Origin of the sequence: Bacillus cereus group sp. MYBKT14-1 (assembly GCF_051915185.1) — a bacterium.
GTDB lineage: Bacteria > Bacillota > Bacilli > Bacillales > Bacillaceae_G > Bacillus_A > Bacillus_A cereus.
On record NZ_JBQAEF010000002.1, the window covers coordinates 318,219 to 342,474 of the forward strand.

Genomic DNA, 24,256 nt, shown 5'->3' on the forward strand with positions numbered 1-24,256 from the left:
GCATAAAGTTATCGGTTTATTTTAAAATTCACTTCTGGGTATTTGGTTATCAGCCTTTTAAGGGTTGAGCCGTCATCCTTCTGTTTTACATACTGGTCAAAAAATGCCAGGCTGAATTCGTTAATAATACGATGAACTTCCTTTGGATTTTCACCTGGGCTCTGCAACAGAGGTGAGAACAAATGTAAATCGGTAAAGCTTGTATGATCCGTATGAGGAATGACTATTGACATACCACCGCCAGCTAACCCACGTCCGTATCGCTCCCTCACTTCAAAGGGATCTGCTTCATCAGGCTCTTCTGCATTCATGAGCAGAAATGGTTTTCCAATGCCACTTTCAGGCAAGATTTCACCATACAATGTACCATCCATATTGATAGCTGCTTTGACACGAGAATCTTTTGCAAGTATTTGTGCTGCGGTAGCTCCACCGTAAGAGTGGCCAAACATTCCAATTCGCGAGGTATCCAGTCTTCCTGTAAAGAAACCGGTCTCATCGTTTTCGTTAAGTTTCTCTATCTGATTAAGGACAAAGCTGACATCTTCCTCCCATAATTTTATGTGACTATCTCCTTCATCAGTTAAATTGATGGGCTGTACGTAAGCAGTTCGACCACCTGGAAAGACGGTAGCTGCAGCATCAAAGGTATGATCGATACTTAGAACAATATATCCTTGACTAGCCAACTCCTCAACTTGAAACGTGTTTTGATTACGAAAACCATTAAAACCATGAGAGAAGAGTAATATGGGATAGTGATTCTCTGAGTCTGAGAGTTGTAAATCCATAAACGAATGAGACTTTACCAATTCCATGTGGCTGAATGCAAATGCAGGAATAGACAATGTTTTTTCCAATCCCTTGGAGAGCTCATTTATGTTACGAATATAAGGTTCTGGATCCCCCTTGCTTTTTTCAGCTGCAGGATACCAAATTTGCACCATCAGTTCGCGCCGATCGTTTGGGTTTTTTGAATATGGTTCATTTCTCTGATGATCAACCCAATGATATAGCTTCGTACCGACCCTATGTGGACCAGTTGGTTCTTCAAATGAAAATACTGGCATAAGTAAGGGTAGCGCAACTGCTACAGACAAATAGATACATAGTAACGAAGTCTTAACTATGAATATACCCGAACTTCTAAAGCCCTTTTTCCGCCCAGCTAATAAATAGCATAAAATTAAGATAACTGGGGATACATATGCCGGAATCATCTGCCACCTAAAACCTTCTGCCAATAACTGAACTGTAACCATTACAACGGCAATCAAAGTAGCTAATTTAGACCACTTTTTCGTTTCTCTGCCTATTAACAGTATCCAACTCAATAGACTAAAATTCACTACTATCAAAACAACTTCCCAGAAATTCATTGGCCTATCTCCTTTGCATGCATTTTACTTCTAATTAAAGAGGTAGTTTTCAGCCTAAGCAAAAGCAGATGAAACACCTATATAGTTGCACCAATTATGCTTAGTAACCGTTTCATCCACTCTACTCCTTTATTCAAATTAAAAACTTAAAATGCCCAGCTACCTTTACGAAAAATTGGTTCTACAGTTCCATCTGGTAGAATACCGTCAATGTCCATCTCACTGCTGCCAATCATAAAGTCCTCATGTGTTACTGAAATATTTGCCCCTAACGTTTCAAGCTGATCGTTTTCTAAATCTCTTCCACCCTCTAAGCAAGTTGGATAAGCTTTACCAATCGCTAAATGGTTCGATGCATTTTCATCAAACAATGTATTAAAATATAAAATTCCCGATGCTGAAATTGGTGATTCATGTGGTACAAGTGCTACTTCACCTAAATAGCAAGAGCCTTCATCCACATTAATAAGCTCTTGTAATAAATCATGTCCTACCTGTGCTTCAGCTTTAACAATTTTTCCTTCTTCAAATGTCAGTTTAAAGCCATCGATAATATTCCCTTGATAAACTAATGGTTTTGTATTGCTTACATAGCCATTTACACCTTGTTTCATCGGTAACGTATAAACCTCTTCTGTCGGCATATTAGCCATAAAGATAGTATCATCAGGAGTTTTACCACCTCCAGTAACCCATTTATGCTGTGGTGCTAATGCAATTGTTAAATCAGTACCTGGCGCTGTATAGTGAAGCTTCATATATTTTTTATCGTTCAGTAGGATCGCACGAGATTCTAAATTTGTTACATGTTCACGCCATTTTTCAATAGCACTGCCGTCACCAATACGAACAGCTTTAAAAATAGCCTCCCATAATGCTGGTACTTGATCCTCAGTTGCTAAACCTGGGAACACCTTCGATGCCCACTTTGGTGAAGGAACTGCTACCATCGACCAAGCTATTGAATCCTTCATTACGGCGTTGCGATTGTTTCTCAGAGCAGCTCCTGCTACCTTTTGATAGGTAGCTAGACGATCAGATGAAATACCTGTAAATTTATCAGGATCTGTAGCATCTATCATTAATAGTGCTCCTTTACATTCGATCAGCTCATCATTCATTTTGACTATCCACTCTGGGAAGCGATTAAATTCTTCATCTGAGGCATAATCAAAGTAAGCACGTTCCATTTCTTCATCCGAAAAATTAACATGAACACGCCCTGCCCCAGCCTTATAAGCCTCTTTCACAACTATACGGGCGAAATCCAATGCATCCACTGATGTATTGACTAATAAGTATTGCCCTGGTTGAATATTGACACCGATTTTCACCGTAAGTTCTGCATATGCTTGTAATTTTTCTTCAAAAGTCATATTATTTACCTCGCTTTTATTAAATTGGTTTTGAATTCCCCTCACTAACTTACTTTCATACCATACTTTCTGAACAGGTTTTCTCAGAATTTCCATTTTCTATTTTTTACATTTTTTTATCAGGACATGATAACAACTAATGGATTTTTTCTACTACTCATATATTTAATTTCTAAACTTTGATTCAATTAATATTGATTTGTTTTTCAAAAAATCTAATCGAAGGGTATCAAACACTACATAAAGTTATAGAGTTCTTTATTGTGAAAACTCACTCAGTTCTTCCCAATCTTTTCAATGCTGCTGTACCTAAAGACTTACCATCAATGGGGCGTTTAACATTCTCAATCACTCCTTTATCTTTACAAAAGCATTTTTGATAGATAAACATATCATTTGACATAAGATTAAATCATTTTAAATGAATTATCAAGCTATAAAATTTAATTTTAAAAAAATTCGGTAAAAAACCATATAAAAATAGATTCTATCAAAGGGAGCGATAACGAGAAGATTTTTATACACACATGGATAAAACACATGACAAACTTATATATAATTGCAAGTTCAACTCTCACAAAAAACAGGATAAAAAAATAAACAGCAGAACTAGTCCACTGTTTACTTCGCCACGCCTTCATGTAATTTTTCTGTATAATCCTTTACATCTTTCCAGCTATCTTTCGCTGTATGTAAATCTTCTTTTATAAACGTAAACTCTTCCGGACTAATTCCTTTTACGTTTTGTAGTAAATTATTATATTTTGCACCTACTGTATACCATTGATTTGATATGTTTTGTAGTGCTGTAATTGCTGCATCAATTGTTTCTGTCATGTTTGTTGTTTTATTTTTTACATCAGTCAAAATTAAGACTTCTGCTTGCGCTCCTGAAATTCTATCTTTTAAATTAGCGATTTCTCTTTCTGCATTTGCGATATCTTTTTTCGCAACCGCGATCATTGGCCCGCCAGCAAGACATGTTATTAGCGCTACGCAAAGTACGCCACCAGCAATGACCATATCATTACTCTTTTTAATTGAATCGTTATATGTATTTATTTGTTGCTCTAAAGCTGGAATACCAGCATTCGTACTTGCCAATATCGCTGTTAACTGATTTGTATCCTCTTTGAAACTATTTGTATCTTTCGCCATTCTATCGCGAAAAGCTTTCAAATTCCCTAATAATCCATCTACCTCATTTTGATTCTTTACAATATCCGCATACAACTTTTCTAAATCCGCTTTTAATTTTCCGCTATCCTTTTGATCAATCGCTATTAACATGTCATTATAATACGATTGAAAAGTATTATTGTAATTAATAATATTTTGATCCGTTTTCATAATTTGAGGCTTCATATTATTTAACCAATATGCTGCATTAACTTTGGCATCTCTTTGATGCTGAATCATATTCCCTTTAAATTCACTATTAATCGAACTTATTTTACTTAAATCCGTCTCTTGTTGATTTTGAATTAATTTTGCATATGAATCCATTGCAAATATACTTGATGTTGTTTGTGCCATTACTTCTTGGAATCCAGCTGGTCCAAGAGAATAGTTTTTCACATTTTCTTGTAGCACCTTTACATTTTGTTCTGCTGCAAAAGGATGTAAAGGAAATGCGTTACTCGTTGCCACCCCAGCAATCATTACCGCTAAAAGACATTTTTTATAAAATCGTTTCTGCATATTTTTCACCTATTCTCTTTATAAGGATATCAAAAGCTCCTGCTCACAACTGAACAGGAGCTTCAAATCATTCATCAACACTTAACGCTCTAACGATTCGTATTCGATTATGCTTTTTTCGTATCTACTACTTTAATATCTTCAGCATAAATCTTTTCTGCATAGTCTTTAATGTTTTTCCAGCTATCTTTCGCAATGTTTAAATCTTCTTTAATGAAAACTAGGTCGTTTGGACTAATAGAATCTACATTTTGAAGTAAAGAATTGTATTTTGATCCCATTGTGTACCATTGGTTTGAAATATTTTGTAACGCTGTAATTGCAGTATCAATTGTATTTGTTAAATACTCTGTTTGTGTTTTAATGTTCGTTAATCCTGCTACTTCTAATTGCGCAGTTGTAACTTGTCCTGTTATCTTTTGAATTTCTGCTTGTGCATTATCAAGCTCTTTCTTCGCTAATACGATTCCAGCTGTACCACCGCCTACAGCTGCTGCACCACCTGCAATTAATGCTACTCCTAGCGGTGTTCCTGCGCCCGTAGCAATAACTACTGCACCACCGATAATTGCAATTGGTCCTAGAGCTGTCGCAACAGATGAACCGATAATAATTGCATTATATTTACTAATTGCTTCATTGTACGTTGTAATTTGATTTTGCAGAAGCGGAATCCCTGCATCTTGACTAGCTAATATAGATGTAATTTGATTTGCATCACCCTTGAAGTTTTGCGTATCCGAAGTCATTTTATTTCGGAATTTCTTCAAGTCTTCTACTAACTGATCCACTTGTGCTTTATTTTCATTAATACTACTTGATAATCTAGTTAAGCCTTTCGTAAGAGTCGCTTTATCCTTTGCATCAACTGCAGCAACTAAAGTATCATAATAGTTTTGGAATTTCGTATTGTAGTTAATGATGTTTTGATTCGTTGAAATAAGCTGTGGCTTTAATACATCTAACCATTGCTTCGCATTTCCTCTAGCTGTATCTTGATGCTGAATCACCTTTCCTTTTAAAGCTGCATCAACAGTCGATACATTTCCAAAGTTAACATTACCTTGTTTAATAATTGTTAAAGCATACAGATCCATTACTAAAGCATTTGAACCTGTTCTTTCCATTGCATCTTTCAAGCCTTCTGGTCCTAATGAATATTCTTCATAGTCATTATAAGCTTTTGCTACCGCATGAACTGGAGCTTGTTTCACTGTACTTTCAGCTGCATACGTATGAGCCGGCATAATATTTCCTGCTGCAAATACTGCCATCAGTGCTGATAGAGCCATTACTTTATAAGGTTTTTTTGTCATTTTTCTTCTCTCCCTATATCGCTAATTATTTTTCTGTTTAATGTACTTCAACGTTTGTAACGTAATCTTCAAATTGATTTGTTTGCTTATTCATTTCATCACTTACTTTTTTAATTTGATTGAAATGTTTTTGAAGTAAACTACTGTCTGTATACGTGCCTTCTTCAACATTCGTTTGAATTTGGATCATATTATTATTTAAAACTTTCCAATCCGTTAATAACGTTTCTAAAGTTGTAATTTGACGATCAATTAATTCTGTAAAGCTATTTACTTGATCTTCAACGAATGTAATTTGAGTCGCCTCTGCTTCAGTTTGTGATAACTTTTGAATAAGTGGTAATAACTCTTTTTGCTTTTGTTGAATGCGAAGAGCTGCTTCTCTCGTTTGACTATCTGCAGCATTTACAATTTCATTACTTAAAGTACCGATAGAAACAAAATCAATTGTTTTCGTTTGTGCAGTTTGATTTGTGATTGTAAATACTTGTTTACCGATATTAATAGAACCTTTAATGATTTCTTGAGGTCTATTCAAAATAGTAGTTAGTTCAGCTTGAATTTCTCCTTGAATTCTTTTAATATCTTCTCTTAATTTCACAATATCTCCACTTGATCCTTGTAGTGTTTTTATTGCTTCATCGGCTTTAATTGATAAGTTGTTACTATCTTTGTCTAATACTGTTTTAAATCGATTTAACTCTAATAAATCTTGCTCCATACTCTCTTGGATGCTCTGTACTTGCAATTGTAATTTTCCATATGCACTCATAAAATCTGCTTTTGCTTGCTGATCTTCATTTACGTTTCCTGCTAGTTCATAGAGCTTACTATAATAGCTATTAAATCTAGTGCTGTATCTCATCATCTCTTGATTTAAGTCAATTAGCTTCGGATTATATTCATCAATCCACTCTCGTACATTCGCCTTTGCAAACTTTTGATGATTCGTTAAGCTACTCATCGCATTTACCTTAATGTCTGGCTGTTGCAAAATAATTAATCCGTATGCTTGAATAAGCGGTGATTGTGATCCTAACATTCTAATTGAATTGGATAATGTATTTGGAGCAATTACATTTTGCGCATATACTGTTTTCACTTCCGTTTGCCCCTCCTTAGCGTAAGCGCTTACAGGAATGAAGCAACTCGTAGATACTGCTGTAACCAATAACCCTGTAATTAAAGTCTTTTTCACTTTAACTCCTCCTATGTATTAGCAACTATTACTATCGCATTTTATTATTCTATTTTCTTGCCCATAATTTGAGATGGTTAAAATAGAGAACGTTCTCACCGTGATCTATGTATGAACCATCTCTCCCAACTGTTATTGCTACAGTACTTACTTATTGTTGTAAAACTTTTCGTATGTGTTTAGTATGAATAATATTGTATAAATTTTCTATTTCATCGAAATTCCCACATTCACACAGTGAATATATTACATAAAAATATTATTCATTTTAAACTAAACAACATACGTAAATATGAAATTTCGTTTTGTTTTCATATAAGTTTTGTACTGTAAGGTCATTTAAACACAGCTGTTTATATAACGTAAAGAAGTATTTTCATTCCCTTTATTTTCAAGCTTTCATGTCCTTATTTCAAAATATAATCCGATTCACTTTATCGATTGAAATATCTACATATCACAACAGAAAACACTACTTGCAAACAACCGGCAAAATTATATTGATATAATTTTTAACCCCGTATGCAATTATGCATAGCATATACACAAAAAGGATAGCTTCATTTTCATGAAACTATCCTTAAAAAATCTTCTTATTTTTTCAAATGATATGGAACTGTCGTAATAACAACATTTCTTTTATAAAGTAAATACGCACGTATGAGTAAACTGGATTGATTATGAAGAATGTTATGCCAACCTTTTTTCGGAATAAACTGTGGTATAACGACCGTAACGCGGTAATTCGATTCACTTGCCTTATATTGCACTGTATCAATGAACTTCGTTAGCGGCTGAATAATACTTCTATAATGAGAATGTAATGTAACAAGCCTTACTTCAGGTTGCCACTTCTTCCATTTCTCTTCAAATTTCTTTTCTTCTTCTCTGTCAAAAGCAACATATACAGCGATAACTTGATCTGCCGAAAGAGACTTCGCATAGTTCAATGAATTTTCTACTACATGCGTCATACCTGCTACAGGAACGACAATTACATTCCCCTCAATTGGAATAAGAGGCTCGCAAGTTTTTAAACTTAATTGATCACCCACTGCATCATAATGCTTCTTAATTCGATGGAATAAGAAGATAATAACTGGTAAGAAAATAAGAATCGACCAAACTTGTGCAAATTTAGTTAAAAAGAACATGCTCATTACGATAAAACTAATAACTGCACCAATTAAATTAACCGTTAATCTTAAAGCCCACCCTTCAGGCTTTTCGCGAAGCCATTTTAATACCATTCCTGTTTGAGAAAGTGTAAATGGAATAAATACACCTACTGCATATAACGGAATTAAATGTTCTGTTTGTCCTTGGAAAGCTACAATTAAAATAATCGAAGCAACTCCAAGTATAATAATACCGTTTGAGTAACCTAGACGGTCTCCTCTAATCGTAAACATTCTCGGTATGAATTTATCTTTTGCAAGGTTAACCGCTAATAAAGGAAATGCAGAATAACCTGTATTAGCAGCAAGAATTAATATTAAAGCTGTTGTACCTTGTATGAAATAGTACATGAAATTACGTCCAAATGTTTGTTCAGCAATTTGAGAAACAACTGTTACTTCTTTACTCGGCGTCACTCCGTAATAATAAGCTAAAAATACAATTCCTGAAAATAACACAGCAAGTAATGCACCCATTGCAAGCAATGTTTTTGCAGCATTGTTTGGCGCAGGATCTTTAAAGTTCGGAATTGCGTTTGAAATTGCTTCAACACCTGTTAAAGCAGAACTACCTGATGCAAATGCTCTTAACAGTAAAAACAAACTAATACCCGCAACCGGCGTTCCGATCGGCGTGTGTAAAGTTGGTGAAACGTGACCAGTCAAAATATTATATATGCCTACACCAATTAATATAAATAGGGCTAAAACAAATAAATAAACAGGATATGCTAAAACAGAAGCTGATTCCGTTACTCCTCTTAAATTTAAGATCGTAATAAATATAACAAATATAATCGCAATGATTACATTATGTGCATGTAAACTAGGAAAAGCAGATGTTAGCGCATCTGTACCTGCAGATACACTTACCGCAACAGTTAAAATATAGTCGACTAATAAAGATCCTCCAGCAATTAAGCCTGGATTCATCCCTAAATTTTCTTTTGATACAACATACGCTCCCCCGCGATGCGGATAAGCAAAAATAATTTGACGATAAGATAAAATAAGGGCTGTCAATAATACTAATACCCCAACAGCGATCGGAATGGAATACCAATAAGCGATCGCTCCCACACCTGCTAAAGCAATTAAAATTTGTTCTGGACCGTAAGCAACTGATGACAATGCGTCAGAAGATAAAATAGCTAAAGCTTTCGTTTTATTAAGCTTTTGTTCTCCAAGCTCTGTTGATTTTAACGGTCTTCCAATTAAAAATCTTTTAATAGATGAAACCAATGCTGTCCACTCTCCAATAATTTTGTACGAACTTTTCTGCTTGTTACAGCCAGTAAACGATTTCTTCAGAAAACAAAAAATGTCTACAAGCCATAGCGAAATAGACTTGTAGACATTATTTTTTTTGTCGCACAAGCTCCACCTTCCTTCTCAATATAACGCTTACGAGGTTAGCTGTCGGATTCGGGCCTATGAGTAGCCCTACCTTTTTCAAGGATTCACCCCATCGGATTATGTACTAATCCGTAAAAACGGGTCCCCCGTACCATGCGGTTTCAGCGATTTAGAAAATTGAAACTGTGGATTATAATACTCCTTTATTTTCAAAAAGTAAACAAAAATTTTTAATAAGAAAAAAATTAAAATGATTGCGCATAATCCGCTGAGAAATATACATAATGAATATTAAAAATCCGCAAAGGAGACCCATATGTCTAAAGAAAAGAAGCCTATTTTTTCCGATTCATATTTAGATGCAGTAGCAAATGAAATTAATCAGTTATATGGTAAACGTGAACAGGAAATAAATTTGACAGATAGAACGAAAAGAAATAAATAATTTGTCATACAAAAAAATAAAAAAGATAGCAATACACTTATATATTGCTATCTTTTTTATTTTTTCATACATCTAATTCTATTACGGATTTGTTAAAGGTCATCTCTTCATACACCTTTAAATTTTGATATATAGATTCTAATAATGGTGCCGCTATAGAAAATTTCTCTGCTACATCCAGTAAATATCCTTGCAAGTGCTTCCCTTCAATAAACGAACCCTTTTCCATATCACGTTGCATTGATGACTTCATATCATACGAAATTTTATCAATCGTTTTCATATGTTCCTGGGCAATATTAGCCTTTACTGGAGCTCCTAATACTCTCATGATTTGTACAGATTCCTCAAACACATTACGGATAAAATCACGGCCGCCTTCACTTTCACGGATTGGTCCAATTGGTGCACGCATTAACGTTGTCACACCTGACATTACAGTAATAAATAAATATTTATGCCACATATCTTGCGTAATATTTTCACTTAAAACAAAACTAGATTTCGTACCTGAAAATGCTTTAGAAATATGCTTTACTCTCTCTGAATTTTGAGACTTAATTTCTCCAAACACAAGTCTGTTGGCAGCGCTGGTTTGTACAATTTCTCCTTGATCGTTTAACGTCGTCTCGATAAAGCATAAACCGCCAATTACTTTTTCTTCGCCGAATTCTTTTTGTAATAGCGATAAATGAGCGATACCATTTAACAATGGAATGATTACAGTATTTTCGCCAACAAACGGCTTCAAATCTTGAATTGCCTCGTTTAAGTGATACGCTTTTGTTGAAAATAAAATAACATCAAATGGAGAAGTTCGCTCTTCTTTCGTTATTAATTTCGGTCGGAAGGAAAAATCCCCGTTAACACTTCGGATTACAAGTCCTCTTTCCTCTAATTGTTTTTTCCGTTTACTACGAACAAGAAACGTGACATCTTCTCCCTTCTCGACTAATCTGCCACCAAAAAATCCTCCGACTCCACCAGCGCCTAATACTAAAATCCGCATACAGCATCCCCCTTTTCAAAATACAATTTTATAACTTTTAGTATACATAACATTATACATGTTCCCTGCTAAATAAGCTGAATTTTCACTCTCAATTGAGTATAAAAGAGTGGTTATTTTCAAATAAATTTGGGCATGTTGTTTCTATAGCATATATGGAAAGGACACAATGTAGATGGAGGCAATACAATCAATTGAGGAAAAAGGTGTAGCAACAGCTATATTTCAATTTATATTCCCGTTTTCGTTTAAAGCTGGATATGAACAAGAGATGTTCCCTTTCTTACAAAAAAACGATTTTCGTCCTTTTCGGCTCGATCATCTCGATGATGAAAATACATATTATGGGGAGTTTAAAGTTTCACATCAAAATATGGAAGCATACTATCTTTCATTTACAAATAAAATTCTCTTTCCTCACTCAGAGCATCAAAAGGGCTTGCAACGTTATTCAAAGGACCTTAACTTAACTGGACATTTAACAACAAACCTTATTTCAATTCCATTCAAGATACACTCTATTGATGTCACACTTTGTCCTTATGAACTTGGCTTCTTAACAATTCGAACAGAAGTAAACACTGCTCCAAACATGACTTTATCTGAAGCAATCGAATTCGCTGCTCGCTTCCGTGTACTTGAAACTAAAAATGATACAAATGAGACTATTTGTATTGAATGTAACGGAAAAAAGTATTCCCAAGTTGAAAAATTCATTTTTGGTTATGTATTTCATGGTGTAACTGATTTCTTTGAAAAGAAGAGATTAAGAAGTTCATACTTTCAAACCTTCCCTTTCTTCGAAGACCAAAGAATGTACGTCCAAACTTTATTGTCACTAAAAGAAGGTATGGAGCTTAATAAAGTGGATGTTTATCGTACTTCTAGTCTTTCCGGATTAACAAGTGATGGTAAGCCATATGTGAGCGCAAATAACCTTCCTTACATTCATGACTATTTAAAAAAACACGCTTACCAGAGATGGGCTCCAAATCGTTATTTCATAATGGAAGAACATATTTTTACATGTGTAACAAATGAAGGAGAACGCGAAATCGCTAAACTTGCTAGTCAAATGTACGGGGAATTTTATTACGCTTTATTATTAAACCTATTCCATAAAATTGTTTTATTAAAAATGGCGAACGCCTATGCTGAGCTAAATATTGAACAAGATACTAATGAAATAGAGAAATTAATTTATTCGATCAATTCGTTCACTGCTAATTATTTTTCTTTAGAATTAGTATCCCAATCACAGAGTGAAGATATTTTCTTCCGCTTAAGAAAACTTTTTAATATTGAGGTTCTATACTCGAACGCGAAACAAAATCTTGATAGTTTGTTTAAATATCAAGAAAATGTCGCCTCTAAAAAAGATAGCCTTTTATTATTAATTTTAACGCTCTACTCTGTAGTGGGCCAAATGTTAGGGTTTACTATGATTGACCTTTTAAGAAACACCGATTCAAACAAAATATCGTCACCTCTTGAATTTTTCGCTCTATTAATTGCGATTAGCGGCATTGTCATTTCACTTATTTTAGGAGCCCAAAGTTTATACCAATGGGGTCTACAACATAAACGAAGAAAAGCTTGGGTAAAACAAACGGTACTTTCTGCCGTTAAAGAGAAAGAAGATAAAAATTAAAAAAGATTATTTTCAAATTCTTAGCCCGCTGCAGTAAGTGAATTTTTATCAGCGATTTTCCCATTATATCGGCGCAACTCGAAATATATCAGCAATTTTTTTAATATATCGACTTACCGACAAAAACCGACAAATAACAGGACCGGATAATAAAAAAAGGGTGCTCCAAAATTAAACTTGGAGTACCCCTTTTATTATACGAATTCAGTTTACTTCCCTGCTTCGATTTGCTCTAATGCAGCAGCTACTTGCTCTTCCGTTAATTCATGCTGTATTACGTAGCGGTTACGTGGACTTACACGACATTCATGAGAACATGCACGTAAATATTTCGCTTCGTTTTCTTCAGAACATAAAATTTTCTTATTACATTCTGGATTTGAACAGTTTACATAGCGCTCACAAGGTTCACCTGTAAAGTGGTCTTTACCAACGATAACATGTTCTTTTTGGTTTACTGGTACAGCAATACGCTCATCGAACACGTAACATTGTCCATCCCAAAGCTCACCTTGTACCTCTGGGTCTTTTCCGTACGTTACAATTCCGCCGTGAAGCTGACTTACATCTTCATAGCCTTCACGAACTAACCAACCAGAAAACTTCTCACAACGAATTCCGCCTGTACAATAAGTTAAAATCTTTTTACCTTCAAGTACTTCTTTATTTTCACGAATCCAATCTGGTAATTCACGGAATGATTCGATATCAGGTTTAATCGCACCTTTGAAGTGACCTAAATCAAACTCATAATCATTTCGTGCATCAATGATAACTGTATCTTCTTGTTTCATTGCTTCATAAAAATCTTTTGGCTCTAAATACTTCCCAGTTATTTCGTGTGGGTTAATGTCATCTTCTAGACGAAGTGTAACTAACTCTGGACGAGGACGCACGTGCATTTTCTTGAATGCATGACCATCAGCTTCATCTATTTTAAATACGATACCGTCAAAACGTGGATCATTGTTCATTGCTTCCATGTATTTCTCTGTTTGTTCTACAGTTCCAGAACAAGTTCCGTTAATACCTTCTTTCGCCACAAGAATTCTTCCTTTTAATTCAAGTGAATTACAAAATTCTAAATGCTCTGCCGCGAATTCTTCTGGGTTTTCAATTGTTGTGTACATGTAATATAGTAATACTCTGTATGGTTTTGTAGTTGCCAATGTATTTCTACCACCTATCTAATTTTTAAAATCATGTATAAGTTAACGTTCATATCAAAACATATATAATAAGAAAATGAATCCCATTTTCTTTTCTTTATACTATTTTCTATCAGTTAACAAAAATAAAAAACAAGATTACACATCAAAACACTATGGTTATGTTGTAATCCCAATATATTATATATCATACAAATGCAATTCCATCAATTAATATGCTGGATTATCGGCTTTATGTTCACATAAATTTCAAAATTGACCCTTTAATTTATTATGTTTCCCCACGTCATCACACCATAAACTCCCAATTTATTTTACGTTATCACACCATCCATTGCATAAAGGCATATAATTTGCATTAAGGAAACTTTCGTGTTCAAATGAAATTATCACATAACATATCTAAATGTATTGAAATAATGAGTAAGAATAAATACAATAATTTCATCAAGTTAACATTTTAAAGGGGAAAACTACTATGAATAAAGATATAACAAAAGATGAACATCTCCCTTCTGAAAGTACAACCGTACAATCAGCTCACTTAGCTTTAAGTGGAGAAACAAAAGGCTGGAAAAGACTGTTACCATTTTTAGGACCCGCTTTTATAGCGTCCGTTGCTTATATTGATCCTGGCAACTTTGCTACAAATATCGCAGCTGGTTCACAATATGGATATTTACTATTATGGGTTATACTCGCTTCTAACTTAATGGCTGTATTAATCCAAACTTTATCAGCTAAATTAGGAATTGCTACAGGAAACAATTTACCCGAAATAGCTCGTGAAAACTTTCCAAAGCCTGTGTCTATCGGTTTATGGATACAAGGTGAACTAGTTATTATGGCTACAGATTTAGCGGAATTTATTGGAGCTGCATTAGGACTTTACTTACTATTTGGAATCCCGATGCTACCTGCCGCTTTAATTACAGCAGCCGGATCATTTATTATTCTTGAGTTTCAACGTAGAGGATTTCGTCCACTAGAAGCTATTATTACAGGAATGATTTTCATTGTAGTAATTGCTTTTGGGATTCAAGTTTTTTATGCAAAACCAGAATTAAGTCCCCTTCTTTCAGGACTATTTATTCCAAAATTCCAAGGTGTAGACAGTATATTACTTGCAGCAGGGATTTTAGGTGCGACAGTTATGCCGCATGCAATATACTTGCATTCTGCATTAACACAACGCCGCGTGGTCGGAACAAATGATGAACAAAAGAAAAAGATTTTTCGTTTCGAATTTATCGATATTATTATTGCAATGGTTATTGCTGGAGCAATTAATGCAAGTATGTTAATTGTTGCTGCTGCACTATTCTTTAAAAACGGCTTGCACGTTGAAGATTTAGATGTTGCTTACACTCAATTTACCAACTTAGTAGGTCCTATATCAGCTGCTTTGTTTGGAATTGGGCTCTTATCAGCAGGACTATCTAGCTCTTCTGTCGGTACAATGTCGGGTGATATTATTATGCAAGGTTTCATTCGCATGCATATTCCGTTATACTTACGCCGATTTATTACAATGATTCCACCATTAGTTATTATCGCTTTAGGTGTAAATCCAACTTACGCTCTAGTCATGAGCCAAGTCGTCTTATCATTCGGTATTGCATTTGCACTAGTGCCACTTATTATGTTTACAAGTAACAAAAAGATTATGGGTGCACTCGTTAACCACCGTATAACAACATTTATCGCTTGGATAATTGCAGCACTCGTTATCGTTTTAAATATCTTCTTACTGTATCAAACATTTGTAGGGTAATGAAAAAAGGGTATTCCAATTTTAATTTGGAGTACCCTTTTTGGATGAAATGATTTTCTTCTAGTTACCACTTGTGTATATCCCTCTTTCCGGCATCATGACACCATTTTCAGTTCGAAAGTAAAGTGGCAATCCTTCCGCAAAAAACATACTTACCTTGGACGGATCTTGCCTTTGATGATGAATATGTAAATGCGGCTCACTTGAACTTCCTGAGTTACCGACTTGAGCAAGAAATTCTCCTTCATTTACATGTTGTCCTTCTCTCACATTAATTGATCCTTTCTTTAAATGGGCAAGAATTAAAAATGTGCCCGTTTCATCTAGTCGTAAATAAATATGATTCCCAGCCATTGACTGAAAATTATCCGATCCCGGAACTAAATCTTGTTCATTATTATTAATTGATACAACCGTCCCAGAAGCTGGTGCCATTACTTTCGCTCCATATATTCCGTAATCCTCTAACTTACTACTTTTCACTTCAGCAGGTGGAATGAGAATATCATATGCCCACCTTTCATTTGGTTTTATAACGTGATAGTTCATTTCTAACCGATCACCACCCCAACCTATTAATGCTCGCTCATTCAAAGGAAAACGAACTACTGCTTTAGGACTCATCGATTGTATATCTGCTGGATAAGCAATTCTACCTATATTAGCAAACCAACCGACAGGCCAAGCTCCAATGATAGAAAACAGAATGATTAAAAATAGCGTTCTATCTATCCGCTTTCTAAAAATGCCTTTCCAAAAAAATATTATTACTGATCCTACCAAGAGGAAAACTGAAATAAAACTAAAAGCCTGTATACTCCACCAAACAAAAACTGATGTAACACCATTAGCTACATAAACTAAGATCCAACTTATAATTAAAAAAGAAACTATAATTACTAATAAAAATGCCTTCCACATGTCGCGTCCCTACTCTCATATCCTTTTTCTCAATGATACAAAGTAAAAATTACGACATATAAAAGAAATACTTACGACTTTCTTACTTTTTTATACTGCGGTAATTTCACAGTAAAAACTGTTTCTTTATCGTTACTACGTACAGTGATATCCCCTTGATGGAGATCGGCTATACTTTTTGAAATTGCAAGTCCTATTCCTTTCCCGCCCGTATGAGAACTACGTGATTTTCCACTACGATAAAATTTCTCAAAAACGTAAGGAAGGTCCTCTTTCGGAATGCATTGTCCAAAATTTTTAATTTCTACTTCAACATTCATTGTTTTATTGGAAATTTCAATTGCAATTTCCTTTCCATCTTTTCCATACATAATACTATTACCTATTACATTTTCAAATAGTCTCACTATAAGTGCTACATCAACTTCTACATGTAGCACTTCATCACCTTTAATATAAAAGCTCATATTAGCATCATCTAATTGTGGTACAAAGTCAATCATGATTTGTTCAATTAATGCTTTCATATCTACTTCATCTTTATGTAATTCAATCTCTCTATAATTTATTTGACAGTATTCTAATAAATCATCTATTTGATGTTTTAATTCATAACTTTTTCGCTTTAATATACTTACATACTGTTCACATTCCTCTCCATTCGAATGAAGTTTATTTCCTAACAGGTCCGCATAACCGATTAAAGATGTTACTGGCGTTCGTAAATCATGAGAAATATTACTAATCATTTCATTTTTCATTTCCTGTGATTTTTTTTCATTCTCGATAGACTCTTTTAAGCTTTTCGCCATTCTATTAACATTTGCCGCTAGTTCACCAATCTCGTCATTTTTCAAAATAGGTATATGTATTTCAAAATTACCGTCACTTATTTCCTTCAGGTTCTTGTTAATTTGAGACAACCTTTTCATCAGTGTTTTTGTCATACATGCAAAGTATGTTGTAGTAAAAATCAAAAAAACTATAAAATATAAAAATGAATATTTTTCCTCTAAAACATTAACCTGACTATATATATTTCCAACTAAAATTTGAAACACTATTATACTTACAGTCGCTAACAAGATGCTACATATGAATGCGATAAAAAACTTAGCTCTAATGCCTTGTAATGATTTAATCTTCAATTTTATATCCGACTCCCCAAACATTTTGTATAAACTTCGGTTCTTTTGGATTCTCTTCAATTTTATTTCTTAATCTTGCGATATGAACCATTACTGTATTATTACTTTCATAGGCTCTTTCGTTCCAAACGCTCTCATATATTTCTTCAATTGTGAACACACGATTCCTTGCAGCTGCCATTAAGTGTAAAATATCATATTCAGTTTTCGTAAGATTGATTCTTTCTCCATATAACATTACTGTTCTCGACACTTCATCTATTTCTAAACCTCTAATATTTATTTTCTTTTCCATTACTTGGGGAGCATTTTGATTGAAATATGTATACCTTCTTAATTGAGCTTTCACTCTTGCTATAAATTCAATTGTACTGAACGGCTTCACAATATAATCATCTGCCCCAGTACTAAATCCAATTACCTTATCTACATCCGATGATTTCGCGCTTAAAAACATAATTGGTAAACTATGTTTCTCTCTAATCCTTCTACAAAGTTCTATACCATCCATTTGAGGCATCATAATATCCAAAATAGCAAGTTGAATACTGTTATTATTTATTATTTCTAAAGCCTCTTCTCCGTTATGAGCACTAAAAACTTTAAAACCTTCTTGTTTTAAATTCACATTAATAAATTGAATAATATCTTTATCGTCATCTACAATTAATATCGAATTTTTTTCCATTTCCAAACCTCTTTTTTGAAATATATTCCACATCTAAGTTTATCATAAATCAAATCTACCCTTACACCTTGAATAATCTTTATTTTCAGATTAAATTATATAATAACAAATACATTCTATTTTCATGTGAAAAGGAGCGAAAATATGTTTCCTTTATTAAAAACTGAAAGACTCATTTTAAGAGAACTTACCGAAAAAGATGCACCACGTATACTACAATGCTTTTCTAATACTAATGTACTGCGCTATTATGGCCAAAAACCGTTACAAGATGTTGATCAAGTGAAACAAATCATTCATAACTTTAAGTTGAGCTACAATGCAAGAAGCGGTATAAAATGGGGAATCGAATTAAAAGACAAGAAAGAACTCATCGGTACCATTGGTTTTCACGATTGGTCTTCTGAGCATAAACGAGCCAATATAAGTTATGCCTTTTTGCCTGAACACTGGGGACAAGGATATGCGACTGAAGCTGTTTCTGAGGTTATATCATACGGTTTCCATACGATTCATTTAAAGCGGATCGGAGCAATTGTATTTCTTGAAAATGAAGCTTCCAATAAAGTACTATTAAAATTAGGCTTTGAAAAAGAAGGCGTTCTAAAAAATTATATGTATCAAGATGACATTCCCTATGATACGAATTTTTATTCTTTATTAAAATCGGTTTAGTAGAATACATGTGTAAAAAACTTGTTTCAGTACAACAGTTATAGGTAGCGAATTTTTAATGACGGATGCGAAGTACTATACATTATAAAACATTAAAAAAGGGCTGTGAGTAAGCTTTTACTCATAGCCCTTTTTTATGTTCTTTTTCTGTTTTCGCAATGCTTTTGGTACGTATACGCAGAAAGGCTCACTTTCCATATAATCCCCCGTCATTGCATATGCTCTAGAACGAGATCCCTCACAAACACCACACTTTCCCTTATACTTGTCAGGATTACGAAGATTTTGAAAAACAGGGGAGTTTCGATAGATTTCAGCTAGCGAATTTGTTCTAATATTCCCGGTTTTAATCGTCAATACCCCACTTGGATATGTTTCTCGGTATAAAGTTAAGAAATTAGGAATTTTTCATTACTCTAAAAATACGCTATTTAACTGAAGACTATTAAATTAAGTTTCTTAAAATTATATTTTTAAAGTCTTTCAACATCATTACCTCTTTTCTAAAACCATAAAGAACGTACTATCTGGTAGCGTAACAGCATTCCCAGACTCATCTGTAAACTCGATTTTCTCGCTAAGATGGTTTGTATATCCATCCTGCAAATAGTTCATAGCTTGAACGATATTTACTTTATCTCCAAAGATACCCTTTACGAAGTCCTTATAGTCGTTTGGCGTAAAAATTCCAAACTGCTCCTGCACTTCATGAACAAAGGAATCCTCACCCCAAGTATACGTATATAAGAACTCCATTGCATCATTAACAGGCATTTTGACTGTATTGTCTGCAAGTACCTCATACTGGATTATACGCCCCTTAAATTCTTGGACATACTGCTCTAAGAACTTCATTCCGCCTGCATCTTTAAAACGAATCACCCGCATTAACCTTTTATCTTCGGTCATGATGCCATCACGAATGATAATACGGCCTCCTGGCTTTAACACCTCATAAGCACTCTGCAGCCCCTTTTTAATTACTTCATGATTAAATTTCCTACCTTCATACTCGATATAAGAGAACAGCTCATGAAGGATAGAAGAATATACAATCGTATCAACCGATTCTTTTTCAAATGAGCTGCTTAAATTGATTGCATCCCCTTTAATGACGTTCCAAGAACGCCCCTCGTTCTGCTTCTTCTTTTTCAACGTATCAATCACGTTTTCGGAAATATCGATACCGTAGATTCGTTTATCCTCGGTCTCTTCTTCAATCATGTCTAGCATGACACCACCACCGGCTCCGACATCTACAATCGTATCTCCCTTTATATAATCAAGAATAATTCGTTTATCATCAGCCGAGCTATTCATATGCTCCAGATACACTTCTTCGTTATGGAATCTATCATATGCATCCTTTCGTAACCCGAAGAAATCAAACAGCAGCACATTTGCCCGAGCATGCATCATATCTATCTTTTCTGCCTCTACACAGAAGGTAATTAACGCCTCACCTACAGCAGAAAACCGAAACGACACATACGCAGTCTTCATATCTTCATCGACTTTAACCTGAAAAGAAACATGCGTTGTATTCGGTTTCTCGTTCTCACGGTACTCCCGTAGATACTTCTCAATAACTCGCTTACGATACACGTTGTCCTTTTTTTCGCCTTTGAAATCATAATGTAGCTGCTGCATCAATTTCTCGAAATGTATATGCTGAACTTTTCTAGTGCCTATCTCATTCTTTAACATAACAAAAACTGTCCAAATATCCTCAAAGCTAAGAGCATGCATAGAAGGTTCTACATACCACAAATCCTTATTAGATAGGAATGTTTGAACGTCACTCTTCTCGCTCCCCATAATTATATCTTTTTCAAATGCTGACTCCTTATGTTTTGGCGTGAGTCTATGTATACGAGAAGTAAATGGCTCCATATAACCATCAAACAGACCATCAATTGTAATCTTCACATCGTTCTTCACTTCACTCCACAAAGCTTTTGATACGCCCTCAATAATGCATTGGTTAAGATAGTATAGAATCTCCTTTAACCTAACGTCTCCGTATTCTTCTTTATATGTGTTAATTAAATCAACATGAGAGTCCAAACGAGCCTCCCCGCGTATATACTGCCCGATTAATCCATGTGTTCTAATTAAATCATGAATAAACAAATACTCAGTAGAGTTTAAGTTTGTCTCTACACGTTCAATAAACTGAATATCACTAAAGATATCAGCAGAACCCTCGTTATGTACCAATAGATTAATCCCTTTTTTCTTCCATTGCTCCCGCTGTTTTAAAGATCCTACCTTTGCAAGCTCACTATACGTTAGTACCTTTTCAATAATACGATATGCTTCTTCATCTAAAGACAGTCCATCCAACACTTGCAGCGTACGGTGTACATAGTACAACACCGCATCTGTTTTTAATGCACCAAGTACTTGTACATTCTCATAGTTTTGATGTATCTCCTCTGCCTCAATTAGATGCTTTAACCACGTAGGGATTGAAACAGAACTCCCTTCAATATATGTATTTAGAACTTCAATGCTTTTCAACTTATTTCCCCCCATATATAATCAATATCGGTAGTAAGATCTAGTACACCTTCTCCAAAAAGAGCATCACCTTATGTCCCTTCTCCTAAATACTACTACTTGCTTTTTACCATCTACATCTCTTTCGAATAAAAATGTATCAAACCCAGTCTTTTTATCGTGTAAAAGAGAGTTATAAATTCCGTTACTACCACGCCAAGGTTGTAACATATTTTTTGTTGATCTCTTATTTTAACTTCATTAGGAATTTCGGAAGATCACCTCTTAAATTGATAAACATATGTTGTGACAGAATCAACTGAAAATGGAAACGGCAAGCGGGTGCACTCCACTTACCGTTTTTTCATAGCTTAGTATGTATTTGAATTTCTTTTGCTTTCTCTTTTTCACCCTTCACGCGTACAATTAAATCATATGATCCGGATTTTGAAGCTTCAAAAGAAAGCAAACCTTCTTTTTGAGAAGTGATTTCTTCTTCATAAATAACCTTATCATCTTTTGTAACTTGTAATAAAATCGTACCTTCTTCAACAGCTGCTTCATAAGGGATTTCCACATTTCCTTTTTCAGCTTTAAGTGTTTGTACATCGTAATACCCTTGCAGAGAACCAATTTTTAAAGTCGTTTCGCCATTTTTTTGAACCTTTGTAACTTGTGTCGCTGTATTGCACGCGCTTAACAATACAACAAGAGTGAGAATCATAAATAAACGTAATGATTTCATAGAAATTCCCCTTTTTTTATAATACTCAAATAATTCCACACAAACACCTCTATCAAATCATCTTAATACCCCAAATTACCTTTTAAGTATACCAAGGACAAAATATATAACCTAATATTTTTTTATATAATTAAAAACAAACATAGTTACAGAAAGAAAATGCTTGTATGCTGATCTGTACTACATTCCCTTATTCCTTGTATGCTATATTTCTATTCTTCTCTTTACTTAAACAAACTGCTCAATATTATTTGTTGCAACTTCTTATGAATGTGTAACTACAATTTTGCACTTCTCTTCTTTATATGCTAGGAACACCACCAAAGGATTTCCCGGTCCTCTGTAAAAAAAACCTTACTTTTAAAAAGTAAGGTTTTTTGTATTTATTCATTAGCAATATAAGCATTCTTATAAGTATAAATACCACCAAATTGATGTTTTTCAATCCCTTTTACATAATCCTTTTGTACATACGCTGAGCCAATATGATAAAGCGGTGCCACAGCTGCATCTTCTAATAATACCTGCTCGGCTTCTCGCAACGCTTTCCATCGATTTTCCGTATCTAGTACAAAATCCGTTTTCGCTTTCTTTATTAATTCATCGTAACGAACATTAGAATAATTCATTTTATTATTCGGATTCCCTGTCGTAAATAACTCTAAATAACTAATTGGGTCTTTATAGTCAGGTCCCCAATTTGCCATAGTTATATCGTAATCACCTATTTGTTCTAACTGTAATTTTTGCTTAAATGGCTGTTGTTTAATTTGTATCGTTAACCCTTGCAAATTCTTCTCTAAATCACCTTTTATATATTCTGCCATACGTATTGCATTATCTTGTTCGAACGTTAAGAACTCTAGGTTTACTTGCTCTACTCCAAGTTCTTTTTTCGCTTCTTCCCAAACTTTTTTCGCAGTTTGTAAATCATATGAAGAAAGATCTCCGTTTTCTTTTCTAAAATCTTTACCAGTCACTTCATTTACATGACCAACTGGTACAAGCCCACTTGCAGGTTTTGCTCCGTTATTAATAAAGTGAGCAACGAAATCATCTTTATTTAACGCTAATGAAATAGATTGACGCACCTTTTTATTTGCTAACGCGTTATTTTTTTCATTAAAACGAAGCATAGCAATTCCAGGATCACTCGACATATGTAATTCCTTATTCCCTTTATATTTGTCTACAACTTGCGAATTAATAGGTACTCGATCTAAATCTCCAGCTTCATATAAATTTACAGCTGTCATTGTATCCTTTAGGATATGAAAGTTTATTTCATCTAATTTCACTTTCTTTCGATCCCAATATGTAGTATTTTTCTTTAATTGAAACTCTTGTTCATGCTTCCATTTTTCTAATACAAATGGACCGTTATATATGAGATTACTAGGTTCCAATGCATAATTGTTTCCTTGTTCGTTCAAAAATGATTCATGCTGTGGTAAGTATATAGGTAGTGCTAACAACTGTAAAAAATACGGAACTGGCTGTTCGAGTTCAACTTCTAACGTATAATTATTTATCGCTTTAACCCCAAGTGCATCAAGAGGCATTGTTCCCTTATTGATCTCTTTCGCATTTTTTACATAAAAGAGCATGGACGCATATTGAGAGGCTGTTTCAGGGTTAATTGCACGTTTCCAAGCAAATATAAAATCATTTGCTGTTACATTATCCCCATTTGACCATTTTGCATCTTTACGCAAGTCAAATGTATATTTCTTACCATCTTCACTTCTTTTAAACGATTTTGCTATGGCTGGAGTAGGCTGATCTTGATCGTTTAATACATATAACCCTTCAAATATATTCTGCATAATGTGTGCTGATGTACCATCCGTTGTTTTCGCAGTGTCCAGAGAAGGAATTTCTTCTGATACTGTTACATTTAACACTTGTTTTTTAACCTCTATGTCACTTTTATCCGCTTTATTATTACAAGCTGTTAATAATAAAGATGTAACAAGTGCCATTACCATTAAATGGCTCTTTTTTTGCTTCATGAGTTGTTCTCCT

Annotated in this window: 18 protein-coding genes, 1 pseudogene and 1 riboswitch; of the genes and pseudogenes, 4 read left to right on the top strand and 15 right to left on the bottom strand. The window is 34.3% G+C overall.

Annotated elements, in window-relative coordinates:
* Positions 1 to 8: 8 nt before the first annotated feature.
* The 6 genes from ACTFO4_RS08190 to ACTFO4_RS08215 all read right to left on the bottom strand — a co-directional run bounded on the left by ACTFO4_RS08190 (position 9) and on the right by ACTFO4_RS08215 (position 9,390).
* On the bottom strand, positions 9 to 1,379 hold the full coding sequence (locus ACTFO4_RS08190) for an alpha/beta hydrolase family protein (RefSeq protein WP_017657309.1): 1,371 nt from the start codon (positions 1,377 to 1,379) through the stop codon (positions 9 to 11).
* A 146-nt stretch (positions 1,380 to 1,525) separates the two neighbouring features.
* Positions 1,526 to 2,755, bottom strand: coding sequence for an aminopeptidase (locus ACTFO4_RS08195; protein ID WP_017673936.1), 1,230 nt, complete (start codon positions 2,753 to 2,755; stop codon positions 1,526 to 1,528).
* A 621-nt stretch (positions 2,756 to 3,376) separates the two neighbouring features.
* A complete protein-coding gene (gene nheC, locus ACTFO4_RS08200; RefSeq protein WP_078421602.1) occupies positions 3,377 to 4,456 on the bottom strand; it encodes a non-hemolytic enterotoxin NHE subunit C in 1,080 nt (359 codons plus the stop codon).
* A 107-nt stretch (positions 4,457 to 4,563) separates the two neighbouring features.
* Positions 4,564 to 5,772, bottom strand: a complete 1,209-nt coding sequence (nheB, locus tag ACTFO4_RS08205; RefSeq protein WP_000162976.1) for a non-hemolytic enterotoxin NHE subunit B — start codon at positions 5,770 to 5,772, stop codon at positions 4,564 to 4,566.
* A 37-nt stretch (positions 5,773 to 5,809) separates the two neighbouring features.
* Positions 5,810 to 6,970, bottom strand: a complete 1,161-nt coding sequence (nheA, locus tag ACTFO4_RS08210) for a non-hemolytic enterotoxin NHE subunit A (RefSeq protein WP_000751828.1) — start codon at positions 6,968 to 6,970, stop codon at positions 5,810 to 5,812.
* A gap of 593 nt (positions 6,971 to 7,563) precedes the next feature.
* A complete protein-coding gene (locus tag ACTFO4_RS08215; protein WP_440013603.1) occupies positions 7,564 to 9,390 on the bottom strand; it encodes an APC family permease in 1,827 nt (608 codons plus the stop codon).
* Between the two features lie 144 nt (positions 9,391 to 9,534).
* Positions 9,535 to 9,681, bottom strand: a riboswitch (cyclic di-AMP (ydaO/yuaA leader).
* A gap of 139 nt (positions 9,682 to 9,820) precedes the next feature.
* On the opposite strand from ACTFO4_RS08215, the gene ACTFO4_RS08220 reads away from it, so the two are divergent.
* On the top strand, positions 9,821 to 9,949 hold the full coding sequence (locus tag ACTFO4_RS08220; RefSeq protein ID WP_000031873.1) for a hypothetical protein: 129 nt from the start codon (positions 9,821 to 9,823) through the stop codon (positions 9,947 to 9,949).
* Positions 9,950 to 10,013: 64 nt separating this feature from the next.
* Here ACTFO4_RS08220 and panE read toward each other — a convergent pair whose 3' ends face one another.
* Positions 10,014 to 10,958 (bottom strand): 2-dehydropantoate 2-reductase, encoded by a 945-nt coding sequence (gene panE / locus ACTFO4_RS08225; RefSeq protein ID WP_001221912.1) that lies wholly within the window; start codon positions 10,956 to 10,958, stop codon positions 10,014 to 10,016.
* A 175-nt stretch (positions 10,959 to 11,133) separates the two neighbouring features.
* On the opposite strand from panE, the gene ACTFO4_RS08230 reads away from it, so the two are divergent.
* Positions 11,134 to 12,609: a hypothetical protein gene (locus ACTFO4_RS08230; RefSeq protein WP_224201337.1), complete on the top strand. Its 1,476-nt coding sequence runs from the start codon at positions 11,134 to 11,136 to the stop codon at positions 12,607 to 12,609.
* Positions 12,610 to 12,818: 209 nt separating this feature from the next.
* On the opposite strand, the gene trhO is transcribed toward ACTFO4_RS08230, so the two are convergent.
* Positions 12,819 to 13,778, bottom strand: a complete 960-nt coding sequence (gene trhO, locus ACTFO4_RS08235; protein ID WP_000246231.1) for an oxygen-dependent tRNA uridine(34) hydroxylase TrhO — start codon at positions 13,776 to 13,778, stop codon at positions 12,819 to 12,821.
* 478 nt (positions 13,779 to 14,256) lie between these two features.
* On the opposite strand from trhO, the gene ACTFO4_RS08240 reads away from it, so the two are divergent.
* Entirely contained in the window at positions 14,257 to 15,552 is a 1,296-nt protein-coding gene (locus ACTFO4_RS08240; protein ID WP_048656561.1) for an Nramp family divalent metal transporter, read from the top strand.
* Between the two features lie 60 nt (positions 15,553 to 15,612).
* On the opposite strand, the gene ACTFO4_RS08245 is transcribed toward ACTFO4_RS08240, so the two are convergent.
* The 3 genes from ACTFO4_RS08245 to ACTFO4_RS08255 all read right to left on the bottom strand — a co-directional run bounded on the left by ACTFO4_RS08245 (position 15,613) and on the right by ACTFO4_RS08255 (position 18,309).
* The gene (locus ACTFO4_RS08245; RefSeq protein ID WP_000265296.1) at positions 15,613 to 16,473 is read right to left on the bottom strand and encodes a M23 family metallopeptidase; all 861 of its coding nucleotides are present in this window, start codon (positions 16,471 to 16,473) and stop codon (positions 15,613 to 15,615) included.
* A gap of 71 nt (positions 16,474 to 16,544) precedes the next feature.
* Positions 16,545 to 17,645 (bottom strand): HAMP domain-containing sensor histidine kinase, encoded by a 1,101-nt coding sequence (locus ACTFO4_RS08250; RefSeq protein ID WP_224201336.1) that lies wholly within the window; start codon positions 17,643 to 17,645, stop codon positions 16,545 to 16,547.
* Complete coding sequence (locus ACTFO4_RS08255) at positions 17,611 to 18,309, bottom strand: response regulator transcription factor (RefSeq protein ID WP_000414517.1); 699 nt, start codon at positions 18,307 to 18,309, stop codon at positions 17,611 to 17,613. The genes ACTFO4_RS08250 and ACTFO4_RS08255 overlap by 35 nt, the downstream gene beginning before the upstream one ends.
* 144 nt (positions 18,310 to 18,453) lie before the next feature.
* On the opposite strand from ACTFO4_RS08255, the gene ACTFO4_RS08260 reads away from it, so the two are divergent.
* Complete coding sequence (locus tag ACTFO4_RS08260) at positions 18,454 to 18,984, top strand: GNAT family N-acetyltransferase (RefSeq protein WP_017673941.1); 531 nt, start codon at positions 18,454 to 18,456, stop codon at positions 18,982 to 18,984.
* 117 nt (positions 18,985 to 19,101) lie between these two features.
* Here ACTFO4_RS08260 and ACTFO4_RS08265 read toward each other — a convergent pair.
* The 4 genes and pseudogenes from ACTFO4_RS08265 to ACTFO4_RS08280 form a co-directional block, all read right to left on the bottom strand.
* Positions 19,102 to 19,359: pseudogene (locus tag ACTFO4_RS08265) on the bottom strand (SPASM domain-containing protein); the annotation flags it as partial.
* Between the two features lie 117 nt (positions 19,360 to 19,476).
* The gene (locus ACTFO4_RS08270; protein ID WP_440013512.1) at positions 19,477 to 21,522 is read right to left on the bottom strand and encodes a class I SAM-dependent methyltransferase; all 2,046 of its coding nucleotides are present in this window, start codon (positions 21,520 to 21,522) and stop codon (positions 19,477 to 19,479) included.
* 328 nt (positions 21,523 to 21,850) lie between these two features.
* The gene (locus ACTFO4_RS08275; protein WP_000838922.1) at positions 21,851 to 22,231 is read right to left on the bottom strand and encodes a BA_1872 family lipoprotein; all 381 of its coding nucleotides are present in this window, start codon (positions 22,229 to 22,231) and stop codon (positions 21,851 to 21,853) included.
* Between the two features lie 383 nt (positions 22,232 to 22,614).
* Positions 22,615 to 24,243 (bottom strand): peptide ABC transporter substrate-binding protein, encoded by a 1,629-nt coding sequence (locus ACTFO4_RS08280; RefSeq protein ID WP_326235405.1) that lies wholly within the window; start codon positions 24,241 to 24,243, stop codon positions 22,615 to 22,617.
* Positions 24,244 to 24,256: the final 13 nt, after the last annotated feature.

What these genes read in the sequence shown, in the direction of transcription:
- ACTFO4_RS08270 (WP_440013512.1), bottom strand. Translation starts at nt 21,522, where the DNA reads ATGGGGGGAAATAAGTTGAAAAGCATTGAAGTTCTAAATACATATATT.
- ACTFO4_RS08280 (WP_326235405.1), bottom strand. Translation starts at nt 24,243, where the DNA reads ATGAAGCAAAAAAAGAGCCATTTAATGGTAATGGCACTTGTTACATCT.
- ACTFO4_RS08250 (WP_224201336.1), bottom strand. Translation starts at nt 17,645, where the DNA reads ATGTTTGGGGAGTCGGATATAAAATTGAAGATTAAATCATTACAAGGC.
- ACTFO4_RS08275 (WP_000838922.1), bottom strand. Translation starts at nt 22,231, where the DNA reads ATGAAATCATTACGTTTATTTATGATTCTCACTCTTGTTGTATTGTTA.
- ACTFO4_RS08245 (WP_000265296.1), bottom strand. Translation starts at nt 16,473, where the DNA reads ATGTGGAAGGCATTTTTATTAGTAATTATAGTTTCTTTTTTAATTATA.
- panE (WP_001221912.1), bottom strand. Translation starts at nt 10,958, where the DNA reads ATGCGGATTTTAGTATTAGGCGCTGGTGGAGTCGGAGGATTTTTTGGT.
- ACTFO4_RS08240 (WP_048656561.1), top strand. Translation starts at nt 14,257, where the DNA reads ATGAATAAAGATATAACAAAAGATGAACATCTCCCTTCTGAAAGTACA.
- ACTFO4_RS08255 (WP_000414517.1), bottom strand. Translation starts at nt 18,309, where the DNA reads ATGGAAAAAAATTCGATATTAATTGTAGATGACGATAAAGATATTATT.
- ACTFO4_RS08230 (WP_224201337.1), top strand. Translation starts at nt 11,134, where the DNA reads ATGGAGGCAATACAATCAATTGAGGAAAAAGGTGTAGCAACAGCTATA.
- ACTFO4_RS08195 (WP_017673936.1), bottom strand. Translation starts at nt 2,755, where the DNA reads ATGACTTTTGAAGAAAAATTACAAGCATATGCAGAACTTACGGTGAAA.
- ACTFO4_RS08260 (WP_017673941.1), top strand. Translation starts at nt 18,454, where the DNA reads ATGTTTCCTTTATTAAAAACTGAAAGACTCATTTTAAGAGAACTTACC.
- nheC (WP_078421602.1), bottom strand. Translation starts at nt 4,456, where the DNA reads ATGCAGAAACGATTTTATAAAAAATGTCTTTTAGCGGTAATGATTGCT.
- nheB (WP_000162976.1), bottom strand. Translation starts at nt 5,772, where the DNA reads ATGACAAAAAAACCTTATAAAGTAATGGCTCTATCAGCACTGATGGCA.
- ACTFO4_RS08190 (WP_017657309.1), bottom strand. Translation starts at nt 1,379, where the DNA reads ATGAATTTCTGGGAAGTTGTTTTGATAGTAGTGAATTTTAGTCTATTG.
- ACTFO4_RS08220 (WP_000031873.1), top strand. Translation starts at nt 9,821, where the DNA reads ATGTCTAAAGAAAAGAAGCCTATTTTTTCCGATTCATATTTAGATGCA.